Below are 17,699 nucleotides of genomic sequence, written 5' to 3'. Positions count from 1 at the left end.
TTCGCAGGTCTGCGCCGCCATCACCCCGCCCGTTAGTTCCTACGAGGCGGGACTGGAACTATGAAGCGGTCCGCACATGGCGGGTGGCGATGATGTTGCAGGATGTATCCGCCGGTTTTGAAATGAGGATGTCTCCGATACGCACCGGCGCCTTTAAACGGACTGCCTTGATGGCCTCCATGACCTTGGCGATGCTGGCCAGCGGGATGGCGGAATCGGTTCGAACGCTGACCAGGGGAAAGTCTCCGCCTTCCACCAGGATACTGCTGGCAATGGTTCTCATGGGGTTGATGAGTTCCTGCTCCGCCCATTCCGGACCCCTCTTGCAGTGATAGCCGACAACCTCCTTGATCACGGGCGTCGGCCCATCCTCCAGGGTAATCTCCAGCGGGCAGCCGTTCGGGCACAGGACGCAGGTCAGTTCTTTTTTGATCATGCCACGGACACCTCCAGTCTGCCGGCTTCGGAAATCTTCTCCGCCTTGACCTTGATGTGGATCATTTCCGCAGGGTGAAGCCTCAGCATTTTCTTGTTTGCCACCAGCCTTTCGCCATCGTTTACCTTGACGACGCGATTCCGGGAGGGAGATGCCACCCGGAGGGAAAGGGTCACGTCCCGCCGGCCGCTGACGCTCTGCGGGAGGACATAGCGAACCCCTTCTCCGGCCAGAATCGGAATGGATTTTTGGGGCGGGGAAATCTCCCCGTTGAGGTATTGAACGGCAAACTGCCCGGCCAGGGCGGACTCCTCCGAAACCCAGTCCGCCAGGTCATGGACATGAAGAACATTTCCGCAGGAGAAAACGCCGGGAATGCTGGTCATCAGGGTATCGTCCACGGAAGCGCCGCTGGTCCGCGGCTCGATGGCAATGGAGGCGTTCCGGGAAAGCTCGTTTTCCGGAATGAGGCCCACCGAAAGCAGCAGGGTGTCGCAGGGGACGAACCACTCCGTTCCCGGAATCGGTTTGAAACTTCCGTCCATGCGGGCCACGGTCACCCCCGTCAAGCGCTCTTTCCCATGAATCTGGACGACGGATGTGGCGAGGTGAAGGGGAATCCCATAGTCGTTCAGGCACTGCTGAATGTTGCGGGGCAACCCGCTGGAGTAGGGGAGAAGCTCGAAGACGCCCTCCACCCTGGCCCCTTCCAGGGTCATCCGGCGGGCCATGATCAGGCCGATATCCCCTGAGCCCATGATGACCACCCGCTTACCGACCATGATATTCTGCAGGTTGATGAAGTTCTGGGCCGCTCCCGCCGTGTAGATCCCCGAGGGGCGCGTGCCGGGAAGGGAAATCGCCCCGGCTGTGCGTTCCCGGCAGCCCATGGCCAGGATCACCGCCCGGGCGTCAATCTTTGTGAAGCCGTTCCGGGAGCTGACGAAAAGGTTCCGCTCGGCGTCCATGTTGAGGACAATGGTTCCCAGCATCACTTCGCCCTTCATCTTTTCGTATTCGTCGATGTAGCGCTGGGCGTATTCCGGCCCGGTGAGTGCTTCGCCGAAGCGGTGCAGTCCAAATCCGTCATGGATGCACTGATTGAGGATCCCTCCGAGGATTCGGTCCCTTTCGAGAAGGAGGACATTGTCGCAGCCGTTCTGACGGGCGGACACCGCCGCCGACAAACCGGCCGGTCCTCCTCCGATAACCACCAGATCGCGTTTTAGAGTTTGCATCGTCTTGTCTTTCCTATCGCACTCGACCGGCAAAAAGCGGGGAAGCAGCGTGCTGTAATAAATAGTCTTCGGGCCTGTACCCGAATTCCTTTTCCAGGATCGCAACGATCCTGGGCAGGCAGAACCCGCCCTGGCAGCGGCCCATCATGGCCCGGGAGCGGTATTTCAGCCCGTTGATCGTGCGGACGCCCAGGGGGTTCTGGATGGCGTCCAGGACCTCTTTGCGGGTGATCTGTTCGCAGCGGCAGACGACCTCCCCGTAATCGGGGTCCTGGGCTACGAGATCCGCCTTTTCTTCCGGGGACAGCTCGAAAAAGAATCCGGCCCGGCCCTCCCGTTCGGCAATAAAGGAGTCCTTCAGCGGAAGGGGCAGAAGTTCCTCCACCAGATTCCGGACCATCAGGCCGATGGCCGGCGCGGAGGTCAGGCCGGGACTTTCGATGCCCACGAGATTGATGAAACCGGGGATGTCTTTGCGGCTCTCGATGACAAAGTCCCGGAACCCACCTTCGCTGGGCGGGGCCTGCTTGGCCCTCAAGCCGGAGAAATTGCGGATGAAATCCGCTGCTGAAATCCCTGGCAGGAGTTCGTGCCCCTCTTTCTTGAGGAGGTTCATGATCTCCGCCGTAGAGGCGTAATCGTCCGCTTCATCGACGTATTCGTTGCTGGGACCGATGAGGATATTGCCGTCCACGGTGTTCGTCAGGTGGATGCCGAGTCCGGCGCCTCCCTTGTGGGGAGCCGGATAGACAAGCAGCGACAGGGATCCGGCCAGCCGCTTGTCCAGGATGAGGTATTCCCCGCGGCATGGGTAGATCCTGTATTCGTCGATTCCCAGCATCCGGCAGATCGCATCGGAGTAGAGGCCGGCGGAATTGATCAGGACCCTGCTCCTGAAGCGTTCTCCTTGGCGGGTGGAGATGTCAAATCCTTCTGCCGTCCTGCTGATCGCCGTCACCTGCTGTCCGAGATGATAGGCAACCCCGTTGGTGTAAGCGTTTTCAGCCAGGGCGATGGTGAGGCCGTAGGGACAGATGATGCCTGTGCTCGGAGAATGGAGGGCCATGATGCCTCCGATGCCTGGCTGCAGCTTCTCCATCTGTTCCCTGTTCAGAATGGACAGACCGGGAACGCCGTTGGCCTCTCCCTGCTCCTTGAGGGAATGGAGCGTTTTTATATCCGCCTGCTCCTGAGCCACCGTGAGTTTTCCGATATACTGGATCTTGACTTTGAGGTCTTTGCAGAGGGCTCCCATCATGGCATTGCCCCGGACATCGAGCTCCGCCCGAAGCGTGCCGGGTTTGTAGTGGATGCCGGAGTGGACCACGCCGCTGTTCCGGGAACTGGTCCCGCCTCCTACATCAAGCTCTTGTTCAAGCACTGCCGTCTTGATATCGAATCGGGAAAGTTCCCGGGCGATGGCATTGCCCACCACCCCTGCGCCGATGACGATCACATCGTAGAAATTGGTCATGTCAATTCGAATGTTCCTCTGAGAGTTGTTGCTTTCAAGGATTTTTATACATCCCGGCCAGATACGTCTGATCCGAAACGTACGCGAAGCTCATATCAGAAAACGTTCAGTCTTTCAACGAGGACAAGAGGATAAAATCAAAAAAAGAAGGCCGGCTGCTTTTCACATCCGTGAATCGCAGAGCCAGCCTTCCTTGCCTTCAGTGATGGAGAAGTAATCAGTCTTTAATTCCAGCTAACCGCTTCGCGGCCTTCTTCTTGCTCTCGGTGTCTGTCTCACGGAAAATGGTCACCCGATGCGCTTCGGCAGATCCGCCGCCATGGATGTCGGAGATGGTGTCGGCGCTTTCCAGGGCCATCTTTTCCACCAGGCGGAACATCCTGATGCGATTTTCCACGGGGACACTGTCAACGCCCTTGAGATATTTCTTCAGGAGCCCACCGATTTCCGGATTCTCGAAATCCCTGTCGGAGGGAAGATCTGCAACGAAACCACCGGCGATGTCTATCATGAGCCTCGTTGCCTCGGCCATCTCTTTACCCTCATGGATCTTGGAGGCGTTGGCCAGGACTGTATCAATGAAGTAGTTTCCCGATGGCTGCTGTTTTCCTTCATAAGACGATGCCAGGCAGCAGCCGTACAGCGTCTCCGCCCTGTGGATCATATCGATGACCTTCTGTTTGAGATGGCTCAACTTTGCGGTGCCGTTGTAGTCCATCATGGTGAGGGCGGCGCCGGTCATGCAGTCGATCTTTCCGGATTTGCAGCCACCGTGGCTCTGGCGGTGGAACGAGGAAAACTTGACCACCATGTCCACTGCGAATTCCGTTTCGCCGCACATAAAAACACGGTTCCAGGGAACGAAAACATCGTTGAAGATCAGGGTGGGGCAGTACTTGGAATAATACATGTTTCCGCAGTCATAGCCGTCAAGCTCTCTCTTGTCGAGGCTGGAGCGGCCGACCACATGGATGAGCCCCGGGCTGTCGGCGGGAATCGCGAAGGCGACGGCGTAGTCTCCGTCGTTCTTGCCCATGGCACGGGTGGGCAGCACGATGATTTCATGGGAGGAAAGAGAGCCCGTCTGGTGGGACTTGGCACCCCGGACCACGATCCCGTCTTCCCTCTTTTCCACGATGCGGAGAAACATATCCTTGTCCACCTGCTCGTGGGGCGCCAGCGAGCGGTCGCCCTTTACGTCGGTGACTCCAGCGTTTCCCGTGAGGTCGTTTTTCTGCATGTGCTTGAGGAATTCCAAAAAGTTTTCATTGTAGTGGGTGCCGTATTTCTTGTCGATGTCATAGGTGACAATGGCCAGGGTGGACAGACAGTCCAGGCCGGTGCACCTCTGATGGCAGGTTCCCACGTAATTGGCCACTTTGCGGTTGATCTTCACCCGCGCTACGAGATCCGTTATGCTGGCCGGCGGCAGGGTGAAACGGCTTACCGGTTCGTTGATCAAGGGGCTGATCGTAACGAAAAGGTCCTTATTTTCCGGCATGCTGGCCAACTCATAGGTCGCGCCCGTGGCTTCGATGCCGGCGCGGATCCGGGGATTGTCGACGACGTTGGTGATCTTTTCTCCAAACATATAGACCGTGGGTTTGAGAGCCCGCAGCGATTCAATGTACTCTTCCTTTGTCTTAAGACCCATGAAACTTTCCTCCTAGAAACTTCAGATATTGTCAACTATAATCAAACGGAAGGGATCCCGATGGTTGGCAGGTTCCGTTTAACTGCTGAGGCCCTTTTTCTTTCCAGCGGCCACGATGTTGATCCAGCCGGAAAAAATTCCGGTGACTGAACACACTTTGTTTTTGATGATTCTAAAAAAAACGGCTGCTGAAGCGCTTTCTTATGAAAATAAATTTTTAATTTAAAATTTGATTTTCTTTCTATCTCTTTTTCAGTTTTCACGTCAAGCATTTTTTATGGCCATCAAGACGCCTCAATGGAAATCGCAGGCATCACAATGGCCGGGGCACAGGCATCGTTCAGGATTATTATCATGCAGATCTTAAAGATTATAAGTACTTAATGGTCAAAAGAATCATATTTCAATATTTAATCAGATATTCAATTTATTTTTCTGCTTTAATTTAAGGATCCATCCAAGTTTTTTCATGTCAGACCGCCGCACTGCCGGCATGGACGCTCTGCAAATCCCTGGTCCGGCGCCTTCTGTAACAGGGGGCCCCGGCTGAGCGTCGTTATTTGCTTTGACAGGCAGGATCCCCTGGATTATTCTATTCCCGAATTGAATGGAAAACGGGCAGGTATTCCATCCTGAATAAAGCGGTTAACCCAGGAGCCCGCCTTGTTGTGTCAAAGGGGGATCCTTTCTACCCCACGTTCCCTGATGCGTTGCGACCGCCAAAGCCGAAAAATGTGAAGCAAGGAGTGTTTTTGAGCGGTTCATGAGATGGAGATAGGGGAGATCACCATTGGAGAAAGGAGGTTTGAGATGGCGGAAAAGGCCAAAGTAGGATGCGCCCGCCCCACGGGCGGGTTGGTCGGACAGTCTAAGGAAACAGTAGCGGAGACAAAGGGGGCGCAGCCGTCCCAGGAGGTGAAGAAGATGATTCAGGTAGGAAGACCGGCGCCGGATTTCGTTGCCCCCGCGTATCACAAGGGGGAGTTTACTTCGGTAAAACTTTCAGATTCTCTTGGCAAGTGGGTGGTCCTCTGCTTCTATCCGGGAGACTTTACATTCGTTTGAGCGACCGAAATTTCGGCGGTCGCCGATCATTATGCGGAATTTCAAAAGCTTGGAGCCGAGGTCTTTTCCATCAGTGTCGACAGCGTCTTTGTCCACAAGATGTGGAACGACTACGAGCTGGCGAAAATGGTTCCCGGTGGTGTTCCTTTCCCCATGCTTTCCGATGGAGGTGGAAAGTTGGGAATGGCATACGGTGTTTACGACGAGGAGGCTGGAGTTGAAAACCGGGGCCGGTTTATCATTGATCCCGATGGCGTGATTCAGGCCTATGAAGTGCTCACGCCTCCTGTTGGGCGCCTGGTAGCGGAAAACCTCCGCCAGATCCAGGCCTTTCAACATGTCCGGGCAACGGAGGGGGCGGAGGCGACTCCGTCAGGCTGGAAGCCCGGCAAGATCACGCTCAAGCCCGGTCCGGACCTCGTCGGCAAGGTCTGGGAGGTCTGGAAAACCTCCATGGAAAAAGATTAGCCATTCCAGCTCATGTCCGTCGACCAGCCTTCGGTGCCGGTGCGTTGGGGCGGTCGACGGCATGAAGCAGTCTTCCTTGCCTGGAATCCTCAGAAGTGCTTGCGGTTCAGGATATGGACCAGCCCCATCGTTCCGAGCTGGATTGCCACGGCCAAGGCTGAGATGACCCAGTAGCCCGTGGAAAACTTGGCGATCAGCCCGGCATCCACCATGCCCCGGTTGAGCCAGAAATGGGTCATCACCGCCAGTGCCACCCCAGGGCAGACCAGGGCGTAGGAGCCTACCGATGTTTCCCTTCCGAAAATAAACTTCCCTGCATAGCCAAGGCGCCTCAGAACCGCTCCTGTCAGCAGCGCAAAGAGTAACTGGGCTGAAAGAAACTGTGAAAGCATCATCAATCGGTTGCCGCCGCCGCTGGCCAGTTCAAAATGCTCGCCGAGTCCGTGGCTCTGGCGCAGAGACAGGATGCCGATAATCGTCAGCAGGGGGATGAATACCGACAGTGTCGGTGCGGTTTCAATATTGGCGCCGTTTTCCATCATCGAGCGGATGCCCAGAACCAGTGCGATGCCTCCGATGAGGAGCGTAGCGATCAGGAAAAAGGTTGAAAGGACCAGCCCGAGACCAGCCACCAGAGGGGTAGCTGACATCCCGGCAGGTGCGGCCAGCCCCACGCCGATCATGGCCAGGGCAAAGGCTGGAAGTGCCTGGGCAAAGGAGTTGTTGACCGCGCAGCTGAATCCGCCAACCGTCAGCACCCGACCGAAGAATGCTCCCAGCATGCGGAAGGCCATCAGTCCGATCATAAGGAAGGCGGCGATTGCCAGGGGGAAGAGATACTCCACCACGCTCCAGAGTCCGGGGACAAAGACCATCCCAAGGATGAAGATGACGTTGACGCTCATTGCGAGGGCCAGCGGCATAGCCAGCAGTTGGGTTTCCGCGTTGGAGCTGCGGAGTCTGCCATAAGCCTCGGACTTTTTCCAGGTTTGAAAGCGGATCAGGTTCCAGATCAGATACTTGAGATTGAGGAAGGCATAAAAGGCGATACCGGTAACCGCCGCGATGATCACCGCCCGAGCAGCGGTCTCGCCGGCGGAAAAAAGGGCGACCAGATCCTCGAATACAGGCACTGTGCGGCCGGGATGCGGGGTCCAGTGCATCAGCCACATGAAGAATGTGACCGTCAGTCCGCCCGTACCGAGTGAAGCAAGAAAATAGAGCGGGCTGTACGTTTCCGATGGCGTGGTTTTTCCGGATGGCACGGCAACCTCCCTGAAATCTGAATACTCTTCAATGTTTTCAAAAACGAAATAACCGGTATGTCACAGCTCCAAAGGGGTTACTTCAGAGCGCGTCCCCTCAGGACTTTGGTGATTTCACCTTCCGGAATCATGCCGACTCGAAGGAGCTGCGGTGGATCTTCAGCCACGTTGACAACCGTGGATCCTGCCAGCCCGGGGGTTCTGCCCCCGTCAACGATGCCGTCGAGAAGTGAGCCGATTGTCCGGGCGACCTCCTGAGCGGTCACGCACTCCTTCCCTCCGGACAAATTGGCGCTCGTGGTTGTCAGGGGCGCTCCAAGGGCCTGGGCCAGACTCCGGGCGATGGGATGGCTGGATATCCGAATGCCGATCAGTCCGGTGTGTGCCGTCAGCCGCGGGGACAGGGATGGAGCCGCCCGAAACACCAGCGTCAGGGGGCCGGGCCAGAATGCGCCCATGAGCCTTCGCGCTGTTTCCGGGACCTCCTCTACCAGGCTGTCCAGTTCGTCTTCTGCTCCCATGAGAATCGGAATCGGATTGCTAAAACTCCTGCCCTTGATGCCGAAAAGTTTTTCAATGGCGGCTTCATTTCCTGCGTCTGCTCCCAGGCCATAAAAGGTTTCCGTGGGATAGGCCAGAATCCGTCCCTGCCTCAGAAGTCCGGCGGCTTCTTGAATCAGGGAGGGGTCAGGATTCCCTGGATCGATCGTTATCACCGGTGTTGAACTCATGCGCGGATTTTTTGAAGAAGGTCTTCCTGCCTCTTTTCAACTTCCTGGGACATCGTGTCGATATAAGTGAGAAGCCTCTGCCGGAGCTCTTCATCATTGAGCGATAGAATTCGGACAGCAAGCAGTGCGGCGTTCTTTGCCCCTGCTTTTCCGACGGCCATGGTTGCAACGGGGACGCCACCCGGCATCTGCACCGTGGACAGCAGGGCATCCAGGCCGTGAAGTGCCGTTGCATCGATGGGCACCCCGATGACAGGCAGGGGGGTCTGCGAGGCGATGACACCGGCCAGATGTGCTGCGGCGCCTGCCCCGACAATGATGGCCTTGACGTTTCGCTGGGCCGCCTTCCGGGCGAAATCGGATGTTCTCGTCGGGGAGCGGTGCGCCGAGGTTAGAAATACCTCATTGGCGATGGAAAATGCATCGAGAATTTTAACCGCTTCTTCCATGACGGGATAATCGGAATCGCTGCCCATCACGACGCTGACAATATCGTTGCTCTTGTTCATTAAAGGGTTCTCCTGCTCCGGAATAAATGGGGTGAAAAACGGATCAAAGCGAAAATACGGGCTGTAGTATACAGCCGATAACAGAGAGAATCAAGAAGGTGAAAGAAGAGTCATGCGGCAGGCGGAACATTTCAGGACTGCCTGCCGCATGAGAATCCGCGCGGACCGCCTATCAGTGCTTGAAATGGCGGGTACCGGTAAAGATCATGGCCATTCCGTGCTCATCGGCAGCCTGAATGGCCTCCTCATCCCGCATGGAGCCGCCGGGTTGAATGATGGCCGTGATGCCGGCTTCTGCGGCCATGTCTACTCCGTCACGGAAGGGGAAGAAGGCGTCGGAGCCGAGCACGCATCCTTTCGTCGGCAGCATGGCCTTCATCATGGCAATTTTGACGGAATCCACACGGCTCATCTGCCCGGCGCCGACTCCGACCAGCTGATCCTTGGTCGTAAAAACGATGGCGTTGGATTTGACATGCTTGACGACCCTCCAGGCAAAATCCAGCGCCTGGTATTCTTCCTCCGTCGGGGTCCGCCTGGTGACGACCCTGGCTTTCCGGACATCGAAGGGATCGCGGTCCCTTTCCTGAACGAGCAGGCCGCCGACGACCCGCCGAAAATCGTATCCCAAAGATCCTGCCGTGAATTCGCTGGGGATTTGCAGCATCCTCAAGTTCTGTTTCGCCTTTAATAGATCCAGGGCATTCTCGTCAAAGCCGGGTGCAATAACGACTTCCAGAAACGTCTTGAGGATCTCCTCCGCTGTTGCGCTGTCAACCGTTCGATTGAGGGCCACAATGCCGCCGAAGGCGGAGATGGGATCCGTTGCCATGGCTTTCTGATAGGCGTCGGCGAGATCTTTCGACGTGGTGGCCGCTCCGCAGGGGTTGGCGTGCTTCATGATCACGGCGGCGGGCAGGGAGAAATCGGAAACCATGTTCCATGCCGCATCACTGTCCATGATGTTGTTATAGGACAACTCCTTTCCATGAAGCTGGCGGGCATTGGCGATCGAGGCCGGAAAAGGACGATGCTCCCGATAGAAGATGGCCCGCTGATGGGGATTTTCACCATAGCGAAGGTCCTGGGCTTTCTCGAACTGCACCGTCATGGTGTCGGGAAATTCCTTGGGCGCGCTGCCGTAAGGCGTCAGCTTCCCCAGGTAGTTGGAAATGGCTGCATCGTATCTGGCCGTCAGCTGGAAGGTTTTTACAGACAGGTCGAAATTGGTCGCCTCGGAGATCCGTCCGTCATGCCCCTTCATCTCTTCAAGGATCCGGTCGTAATCCGACGGGTCCGTCACAACACTGACAAAGCGGTAATTTTTCGCGGCGGCCCTGAGCATCGTCGGGCCGCCAATGTCAATGTTCTCGATGGCTTCTTCAAGGGAGCACCCTTCTCGGGACACCGTGTCTTCAAAGCGGTATAGATTGATGACCACCATGTCGATCATGTCAATTCCATGGCTTTTGGCAGCCTCCTGATGGCTTTCCTGATCCCTGAGCGCCAGAAGTCCCCCATGGATTTTGGGATGGAGCGTTTTGAGCCTTCCGTCCATCATTTCAGGAAAGCCCGTATAGTCGGAAACATCCCGGACGGACAGGCCGCTTTGTCTCAGCTGTGCCGCCGTTCCGCCCGTTGAGAGGATCTCCACCCCGTAGCTGACCAGACCTCTGGCAAATTCAACAATCCCCGCCTTGTCAGTCACACTGATAAGGACCCGCTTTATTTGATTAAAATTCATCATTTTTCTCCTTCTTTATGTTTTCCTCTTCATATCCTCCATATGGCGGATTCTCTTTTCAAGAAGAGGCCAGGTTCCGATATCCGGGCGATGGTCCACAGGGCCTTTTATGGCTGTTACAGCTTTTTCCGCAATTGTTTCCGCTGCATCGATGCGATCGGCAATCCCGACGACACCAATTGCCCGTGAAGAGGTCATATAAAGCCCATCTGCCTTCTGATCGACGGAGGAATAGTACAAGCGGGCTGCCCCCACATCTCCGATCTCTATCCGGGAGGAGGTGGAGCCTGCATCGCCGTCATCTGCAGGCAGACCGTAAGCCTTGGGGACAATGTACTTGCACACGGTGGCTTTCTTTTCAAATTCGATAGGAAGGCTCCCCAGCGTCCCCTCTGTGATGGCCGTGCAGAGATCGAGAAAGTCTGTTTTTAAAAGCGGCAGGATATTCATGGCTTCAGGATCGCCGAACCGGGCGTTGTATTCGAGAAGTTTCACTCCGGATCGGGTAATCATGAATCCCCCGTACATCACACCCTTATAGTAACAGCCGGTTTCCCGGTAAAGGGCTTCGGCTACGGACTGGGTAATGGACAATCCCGCCGCGATATCCTTTTCCGATAGAAAAGGCAGAAGGTGATTTTCAAAGGAATAGGATCCCATCCCGCCCGTGTTGGGGCCCTGGTCATCGACAAAGCGACGCTTGTGGTCCTGGACCGGTGGCGTAGCCACGACGGTTTTTCCGTCGCAGAGGCACTGGAGAGAAAATTCCTCCCCCTCCAGCTTTTCTTCGATGGTTACTGACGGATGGGTTTTGAGGATTTCCCTGCAGGCCTTCAGAGCCTCGCTTCGAGATTCGAAATGTTCCCCCTGTACGAGGACCCCTTTGCCGCCGGTCAATCCATCGGGTTTGAGAACGATTCCGTCCAGCTTCTCGAGAAAGGCTTCCATGCCTTCCATGGACGAGAAGGCTTTAAAGGTGATGTTTCCCGGAACATTGTACTTCTCGAGGAGATTCCGGGTGAAGGACTTCGATGTCTCCAGCCGGGCCAGGCTTTTCCGGGGGCCGACACAGGAAATTCCCCGTGAGGCCAGGTAATCGACCACCCCTTCGTTTAACGGGTCTTCGGGTCCGATGACGGCAAGATCGGCGGCACAGGCCTTTGCAAATTCCCCGATGGCCTCAAGATCGTCATATCTGCCCAGCTGAATCTGTTCTGAAAAGGAGGAGATTCCAGGATTATTCGTTTTCATGTAGGAAAAGAGCCGAGGAGCGCGGAGAGACCGCGCAATCGTCTCCGCAAGGACATGTTCTCTTGCCCCATTGCCTATCAACAGGATATTCTTCATTTATTCGACCTCCTGCATCGCCTTCCCTCAAATTTCAGGCGGCAGGCATAAATAGCGAAAAAACCATTCGGAGTCAATCAAATCTGAAGGCGGCGGATTTGCTGCCAGACTTCTTCCGGCTTCGCTTGACAGAGGGCATGCAAATTGATAGATGCAGATCCTGCCGGAATGGTTCGTCATCTTTAATGAAAACCCTATTCTAACGAAAGAGAACCGTATGAATACATCCAATGGCCAGATCAGGAATAACCGTCTCGGAGTGATCATTCTTGCCGCAGGCAAGGGGACTCGCATGAAATCCGAGAAGGCTAAAGTGCTGCATTGCGTTCATGGGCGGCCCATGCTGTCCTTCTCGATTGAGATTGCCAGGAACGCCCTGGCGGAAAAAATCATCATCGTTGTCGGCCACCAGGCGGATGTTGTCAAGGCAAATTTCAGGGACGAGGACCTGATCTTTGTGGAGCAGCGTGAACAGCTGGGGACCGGGCATGCCGTGATGCAGGCCCGGGGGCCCCTTGAAGATTTCTCCGGCGACATTCTGATTCTCTGTGGAGACGTTCCTCTTCTTTCCGCGGAGACGGTAAGCCACCTTCTTGAGTCTCATGCCAGGGAACAATCCGTTGTCACCGTTCTTACCGCCATGCTGGATGACCCCTTCGGCTATGGACGCATTGTGAAAACGTCCGGGGGAGACGTTCTGAAGATTGTAGAAGAGAAGGATGCATCTGAAGAGGAAAAGAAGATCAAGGAATTCAATTCAGGGATCTATTGCGTTGAAAGTTCATTCCTGCTGCAGGCGGTGGGGGAAATAAAAGATGACAATGCCCAGAAGGAATACTATTTAACCGATATTATTGAAATCGCCTGCAGGAGAAACCTTCCCGTCAGGGCGGTGAAGGTGGAGAATGTTCAAGAAATCCTGGGCATCAACACCCCTGAGGACCTTCGGCGGGCCGAAGATCACATGGCGGGAATCTCCCGGGGAAAAGAGCCATAAGATATTCGGATTCTATGAATAAAATCGATGCAGGGCAGGTCGTGCACAGCCTTTCCCTGGGTTCTCTAAAGATACAGAATAATATGATTTTGGCTCCCCTGGCCGGAATTTCCAATGCGCCTTTCCGGATGATGATGCGGGAAGCGGGGTGTGGCCTGGCCTATACGGAGATGATCAGCGCCAACGGCCTTGTTTGCGGGAATGACAAAAGCCGCCGGTATCTGGTCTTCCACGACGAGGACAGGCCGTTGGGGGTTCAGATCTTTGGAAGTGATCCGGCCATCCTGGCCGAGGCCGTGCAGATTGCTGACGAGCAGGGGGCGGACCTCATTGACATCAATATGGGCTGCCCGGTCAAAAAGGTGGTCAAAAATGGCGCCGGCGCCGCCCTGCTGAAAGATCCCGATCGGGTTGAGCGGATCCTCTGGGCGGTGAGAAGGGCGACTCGAAAGCCCTTAACCGTCAAGATTCGTTCCGGCTGGAGCAGTCAAAATATAAACGCTGTTCTGATCGCTGACATAGCAGAGCAACAGGGAGCGGATGCCGTCATTGTTCATGCCAGGACGGCGGCCCAGGGATTCAGCGGATCGGCTGACTGGCGAATCATTGAGGAGGTCAAGAATTCTGTCGGCATTAGCGTCATCGGAAACGGGGATGTCAAAACAGGTGATGATGCGCGGAACATGATCGTAACGACGGGCTGTGACGGGGTCATGATTGGGAGGGGGGCGCTGGGCAACCCCTGGATCTTCAAGGAGGCTCTTTCGCTTCCGGACGCGGCGTCAGGCGATGCCAGACCCTCTCTCATGGAGCGTAAGAAAATGATTTTAAGGCACTTGGAGATGGAATCCGTTTTTGAGGGCGGCGACGGTGCGGTTGTCCGGTTTCGAAAACACCTTCTCTGGTATACGAAAAAGTTGAGAGGCGGGGCGGCTTTCCGGGCAAAGGCAACAACAGTGAGCGACAAGGATTCCGTGCTGGGGGAAATCGAACGTTTTTTCGATTCCTTGGAGATGCCGGATCGCACCCGTGAGGCTTTCAAATAAGACCTTGACATTTAGGGCGTGTATTGTAATATTTTTGCCAAATAAATTAACGGGAGTGTAATGATAGAGAAAGATTCTTCCGCAAAGCTGTAAGGGCGATACAAAAAATACTGCCCCGGGATATTTTTCAAGAAACCTGGAGGGACTCTCCAGGCAGGGGCTAACATTAACGGGGTGAGTTGTGGAATTATTAATACTGAAGGAATTGGAAGAAAAGATAAAAGGTCTGGCCCGGGAACATGCTTTGCTAAAGAAGAGGAATCTTGAATTAGAGGAATCGTTGAGAAATAAAACGGTGGAGTTGGAAGAGCTGAGCGCTAAGATAAAGGAATTTGATGAGGAAAGAGTAGCGATTCGCGTAAAGGTAGATTCTCTCTTGGAACTGCTTTCCGATGTTAGCGTGCACGAGTAGGCTGTCATATAGATAAGGTTGTGCATGAAAAAGGATTATTACATCAAGATTCTGGGCCAGGAATTTACCGTTTTGAGTGATTCAGGGGATGAGCATGTCAAGAACGTCATGGACTATATCAATCACAAAGTGATGGAATTGGAAAACAAATCTCCGAACACCAGCACGTTGAATATAGCCATCCTCGTTGCTCTGAATATCGCAGATGAATATATGAAGCTTCTTCATGGGGACAATGGAGAGATTTTCAGTCAAATAGACAGACAGGCACAAAATTTGATAAACCTCATTGATGAGATAAGATAAAAAAGTTCCCCTGCGATGTGCGTGATTAGCTATCTTCTTTTTGAGCCAACACCAAGTAAACGGGAACCTTCCCTTGTTTGCCGTGCGCTAGCTTGACCGGTCCCGCGACCAGCGGGCGTCAGGAAGCCTAAAGCAAATAATAAGGTACCCACTTTGAACCTCGGTTCAAAAGGGGCGTTAACACGGCATATGCGGGGGTTACTTTTTCTGGATAAGCAACGTTCCGCTAGAGATGTATCTCTAAAGTCTCCTCAACAAATCCCGCCATCCGATTTTTGTTTCTCTTAACCACCAGAAATCGTCCTTAAGGTAGTCTGCCTGCGTTCATTCATGTGTAAGTGAATGAATATTAAAAGAAATATCTTTTAGGTGCCCGGCAGGATGTCTTCTGGATGCTCGACAGGCAAGTGAGGAGGTAAAAGGTGTTGTTGAACAATACTATAATCGCATTGACGATATTCGGATTGATTGCCATTGGATTGGCCATCGGTTATTTTTTAAAATTCCGGCTTTCTCAAAAACGGCTGGAGTCATCGGAACATCTGGCCGTGAGGATTATTGACGAAGCGAAAAAAGAAGCTGAAACCATAAAAAAAGAGGCCGTGCTCCAGACAAAAGAGAATCTTCTTCGACTGAAAGGGGATTTCGAGAAGGAAACAAGGGAAACCAAGCAGGACCTGGACAATCTGGAGAGGAGGATTCGCTCAAAGGAGGAAAGTCTCGATAAGCGGATCGATACGCTCTCCCAGAGGGAAAGTGGTATAGAGGGGAGGGAAAAGGCGCTCCTTTCAAAAGAGAGTCAGATTAATGAGAAGCATGAAAAGCTCAACAGGCTGATCGAGGAACAGCAGAACAAGCTGGAGCAGATTGCCGGCATTACCTCGGAAGAGGCGAAAGAACTGCTGACGCAGTCCATGGAGGCGTCCGCAAAGCGCGATGCCGCCATATTGATCCGGAAAATAGAAGAAGATGCCAAGCGGGATGCGGACAAGAAGTCGCGAGAAATCATCGCGTATGCCGTGCAGCGATATGCCGGTGATTATGTTGCTGAAAATACGGTATCGGTGGTAAATCTTCCAAGCGATGAAATGAAGGGGCGCATTATCGGAAGGGAAGGCCGGAATATCCGGGCCATTGAGGCCGCCACGGGCATCGATTTGATCGTGGATGATACGCCGGAGGCTGTTGTGCTTTCCAGCTTTGATCCCATAAGGAGAGAGGTGGCGAAGATATCCCTGGAGAGGCTCATTACAGACGGTAGGATTCATCCGGGAAGAATCGAGGATATCGTCAAGAAAGTTCGGCTGGAAGTTGACAATATCATCAAAGAAACGGGGGAGAGGGTTTCCTTTGACGTGGGGGTGCACGATATACATCCCGAAATAATCAATCTTCTTGGAAGCTTGAAATATCGGACGAGTTTTTCTCAAAATGTTCTTCAGCACTCTATTGATGTTGCCCATCTGACCGGCATGATGGCAGCGGAACTGAAAATGAACATTAAAGAGGCAAAACGGGCTGGTCTGCTTCATGATATCGGCAAGGCCGTGGATCACAAGATAGAAGGAACCCATGCGGCCATCGGCGCGGACTATGCGAAGCGTTTTGGCGAATCGCCCCGCATTGTTCAGGCCATTGCCGCTCACCATGACGACAGCCGGACGAACACCCTGCTGGGAGTTTTGGTGCAGGCTGCAGATACCCTGTCGGCCGCACGACCGGGGGCCCGGAGGGAAATGCTGGAAACCTACGTGAAGCGATTGGAGGAATTGGAAAATATCGCCAATTCGTTCAGCGGCGTTGAAAAATGCTATGCCATTCAAGCCGGGAGAGAAATCCGTATTCTTGTCGGAAGCGAAAAAATATCCGACAATGATGCGGTTATGCTCTGTAAGGACATTGTCCATAAAATTGAATCGGAATTGACGTATCCAGGCCAGATTAAGGTGACGGTCATCAGGGAAACGCGAGTGTCTGATTTTGCAAAATAATGAGCATCTGAACGGCGGGCGGGCTTCGCGGATTTCCATTTCCCGTTGACAGCGGGAACGAATCGTCAGCCTCCGTGCATCAGTGCTGAAGGTCATGGGAATGAGAATCCTTTTTATCGGAGATATTGTCGGCAAGCCGGGAAGAAGAGCCATCCGGGAGCTTCTTCCCGATATGATCACCTCCTACGGAGTTGATTTCGTTATTGCGAACTGCGAGAATGCGGCCGCCGGGTTTGGAATTACCCGGGAAATTGTGGATGAGCTGTACCAGGGTTCCATCGATGTCCTGACCTCGGGCAATCATGTCTGGGACAAAAAGGAGATTCGTGACTTTGTTGAAGATTACGAAACCCTGCTCCGGCCGGCAAACTATCCTGAAGGAACTCCAGGATGGGGGCATGTTCTTGTAAAAATGGAATCCGGCATCTCGGTTGGGGTCTTAAATCTCGCAGGGAGGGTTTTCATGCAGCCCATCGATTGCCCCTTCCGAACGGCGGAAAGGGAATTGGCCGCCTTTTCCGGAATGACGAAGATCATCATTGTCGATATGCATGCCGAGGCGACATCGGAAAAAAAGGCGCTGGGGTGGTTTTTAGACGGTCGGGTGAGCGCGGTGCTGGGAACCCATACCCATGTCCAGACGGCGGACGACGAGATACTGCCGGGAGGAACCGCCTACATCAGCGATGCGGGAATGACGGGACCTTTCGATTCTGTGATCGGCGTCAAAAAGGAAGTCGTGATAGACAAATTTCTGTTTCAGATTCCCAATAGATTCGATATTGCAAAAGGGGATATCCGATTGCAGGGGGTTGTGCTGGACGTTGATGAGAAGGATGGTAAATGTTCGAGAATCCAGCGCCTCAGTGTTCGTCTGAATTCATGATGCTTCATGATCCTGGAGAGAGGATTTCGAGATTCCGACGTTAGAATATCCTGGAGGAGACTTAGAACTTGAAAAACGTATATGATGTTTTTCTGGAAAGAGGCTTTATAGAGCAGGTAACCGATGAAGA

The 17,699-nt window shown here is 54.0% G+C and carries 17 protein-coding genes and 1 other RNA gene (1 of these 18 only partly in view); 9 read left to right on the top strand and 9 right to left on the bottom strand.

What is annotated here, in order from left to right; translation table 11 throughout:
• Nucleotides 1-58 precede the first annotated feature (58 nt).
• The 4 genes from ACJ77P_RS10795 to ACJ77P_RS10780 all read right to left on the bottom strand — a co-directional run bounded on the left by ACJ77P_RS10795 (nucleotide 59) and on the right by ACJ77P_RS10780 (nucleotide 4,802).
• Nucleotides 59-436, bottom strand: coding sequence for a DUF1667 domain-containing protein (locus ACJ77P_RS10795; protein ID WP_367361052.1), 378 nt, complete (start codon nucleotides 434-436; stop codon nucleotides 59-61).
• On the bottom strand, nucleotides 433-1,674 hold the full coding sequence (locus tag ACJ77P_RS10790) for an NAD(P)/FAD-dependent oxidoreductase (protein WP_367361051.1): 1,242 nt from the start codon (nucleotides 1,672-1,674) through the stop codon (nucleotides 433-435). Before ACJ77P_RS10790 ends, ACJ77P_RS10795 begins: the two co-directional genes overlap by 4 nt.
• Before the next feature lie 13 nt (nucleotides 1,675-1,687).
• A complete protein-coding gene (locus ACJ77P_RS10785; protein WP_408998217.1) occupies nucleotides 1,688-3,148 on the bottom strand; it encodes an NAD(P)/FAD-dependent oxidoreductase in 1,461 nt (486 codons plus the stop codon).
• 217 nt (nucleotides 3,149-3,365) lie between these two features.
• The gene (locus ACJ77P_RS10780) at nucleotides 3,366-4,802 is read right to left on the bottom strand and encodes a 4-hydroxyphenylacetate 3-hydroxylase N-terminal domain-containing protein (protein WP_367361049.1); all 1,437 of its coding nucleotides are present in this window, start codon (nucleotides 4,800-4,802) and stop codon (nucleotides 3,366-3,368) included.
• Between the two features lie 810 nt (nucleotides 4,803-5,612).
• Between ACJ77P_RS10780 and prxU the strand changes: the two genes are divergently transcribed.
• A complete protein-coding gene (prxU, locus tag ACJ77P_RS10775; protein ID WP_367361048.1) occupies nucleotides 5,613-6,335 on the top strand; it encodes a thioredoxin-dependent peroxiredoxin in 723 nt (240 codons plus the stop codon).
• An 89-nt stretch (nucleotides 6,336-6,424) separates the two neighbouring features.
• Here prxU and ACJ77P_RS10770 read toward each other — a convergent pair whose 3' ends face one another.
• The 5 genes from ACJ77P_RS10770 to purD form a co-directional block, all read right to left on the bottom strand.
• On the bottom strand, nucleotides 6,425-7,600 hold the full coding sequence (locus ACJ77P_RS10770; RefSeq protein ID WP_367361047.1) for a TsoY family (seleno)protein: 1,176 nt from the start codon (nucleotides 7,598-7,600) through the stop codon (nucleotides 6,425-6,427).
• Between the two features lie 77 nt (nucleotides 7,601-7,677).
• Entirely contained in the window at nucleotides 7,678-8,331 is a 654-nt protein-coding gene (locus tag ACJ77P_RS10765) for an L-threonylcarbamoyladenylate synthase (RefSeq protein WP_367361046.1), read from the bottom strand.
• Entirely contained in the window at nucleotides 8,328-8,840 is a 513-nt protein-coding gene (gene purE / locus ACJ77P_RS10760; protein ID WP_367361045.1) for a 5-(carboxyamino)imidazole ribonucleotide mutase, read from the bottom strand. Before purE ends, ACJ77P_RS10765 begins: the two co-directional genes overlap by 4 nt.
• A 172-nt stretch (nucleotides 8,841-9,012) precedes the next feature.
• Nucleotides 9,013-10,587 (bottom strand): bifunctional phosphoribosylaminoimidazolecarboxamide formyltransferase/IMP cyclohydrolase, encoded by a 1,575-nt coding sequence (gene purH / locus ACJ77P_RS10755; protein ID WP_408998216.1) that lies wholly within the window; start codon nucleotides 10,585-10,587, stop codon nucleotides 9,013-9,015.
• Between the two features lie 12 nt (nucleotides 10,588-10,599).
• On the bottom strand, nucleotides 10,600-11,931 hold the full coding sequence (gene purD, locus ACJ77P_RS10750) for a phosphoribosylamine--glycine ligase (RefSeq protein WP_367361044.1): 1,332 nt from the start codon (nucleotides 11,929-11,931) through the stop codon (nucleotides 10,600-10,602).
• A 217-nt stretch (nucleotides 11,932-12,148) separates the two neighbouring features.
• On the opposite strand from purD, the gene ACJ77P_RS10745 reads away from it, so the two are divergent.
• From ACJ77P_RS10745 to tyrS, 8 genes are all read left to right on the top strand, one after another.
• The gene (locus ACJ77P_RS10745) at nucleotides 12,149-12,928 is read left to right on the top strand and encodes an NTP transferase domain-containing protein (RefSeq protein ID WP_367361043.1); all 780 of its coding nucleotides are present in this window, start codon (nucleotides 12,149-12,151) and stop codon (nucleotides 12,926-12,928) included.
• A gap of 14 nt (nucleotides 12,929-12,942) precedes the next feature.
• On the top strand, nucleotides 12,943-13,974 hold the full coding sequence (gene dusB / locus ACJ77P_RS10740; RefSeq protein WP_408998215.1) for a tRNA dihydrouridine synthase DusB: 1,032 nt from the start codon (nucleotides 12,943-12,945) through the stop codon (nucleotides 13,972-13,974).
• 181 nt (nucleotides 13,975-14,155) lie between these two features.
• Nucleotides 14,156-14,386 (top strand): cell division protein ZapB, encoded by a 231-nt coding sequence (zapB, locus tag ACJ77P_RS10735; protein ID WP_367361041.1) that lies wholly within the window; start codon nucleotides 14,156-14,158, stop codon nucleotides 14,384-14,386.
• 24 nt (nucleotides 14,387-14,410) lie between these two features.
• Nucleotides 14,411-14,692 carry a cell division protein ZapA gene (locus ACJ77P_RS10730; protein WP_367361040.1) on the top strand — a complete coding sequence of 94 codons (282 nt, stop codon included), beginning with the start codon at nucleotides 14,411-14,413 and terminating at the stop codon, nucleotides 14,690-14,692.
• 4 nt (nucleotides 14,693-14,696) lie between these two features.
• Nucleotides 14,697-14,894, top strand: a non-coding RNA gene (gene ssrS, locus ACJ77P_RS10725) — 6S RNA.
• 226 nt (nucleotides 14,895-15,120) lie between these two features.
• The gene (rny, locus tag ACJ77P_RS10720; RefSeq protein ID WP_367361039.1) at nucleotides 15,121-16,683 is read left to right on the top strand and encodes a ribonuclease Y; all 1,563 of its coding nucleotides are present in this window, start codon (nucleotides 15,121-15,123) and stop codon (nucleotides 16,681-16,683) included.
• A gap of 94 nt (nucleotides 16,684-16,777) precedes the next feature.
• Nucleotides 16,778-17,569 (top strand): TIGR00282 family metallophosphoesterase, encoded by a 792-nt coding sequence (locus ACJ77P_RS10715; protein WP_408998214.1) that lies wholly within the window; start codon nucleotides 16,778-16,780, stop codon nucleotides 17,567-17,569.
• A gap of 68 nt (nucleotides 17,570-17,637) precedes the next feature.
• A protein-coding gene (tyrS, locus tag ACJ77P_RS10710; RefSeq protein WP_408998213.1) for a tyrosine--tRNA ligase crosses the window boundary here: on the top strand, nucleotides 17,638-17,699 show its start. It continues 1,228 nt past the right edge of the window; only the first 62 of its 1,290 coding nucleotides appear in the window; the start codon lies at nucleotides 17,638-17,640; its stop codon lies off the right edge, out of view.

This window comes from Syntrophus buswellii, assembly GCF_046097065.1.
In the GTDB taxonomy this organism is placed as follows: domain Bacteria; phylum Desulfobacterota; class Syntrophia; order Syntrophales; family Syntrophaceae; genus Syntrophus; species Syntrophus buswellii.
This window is presented reverse-complemented; position numbering and strand designations above follow the sequence as displayed.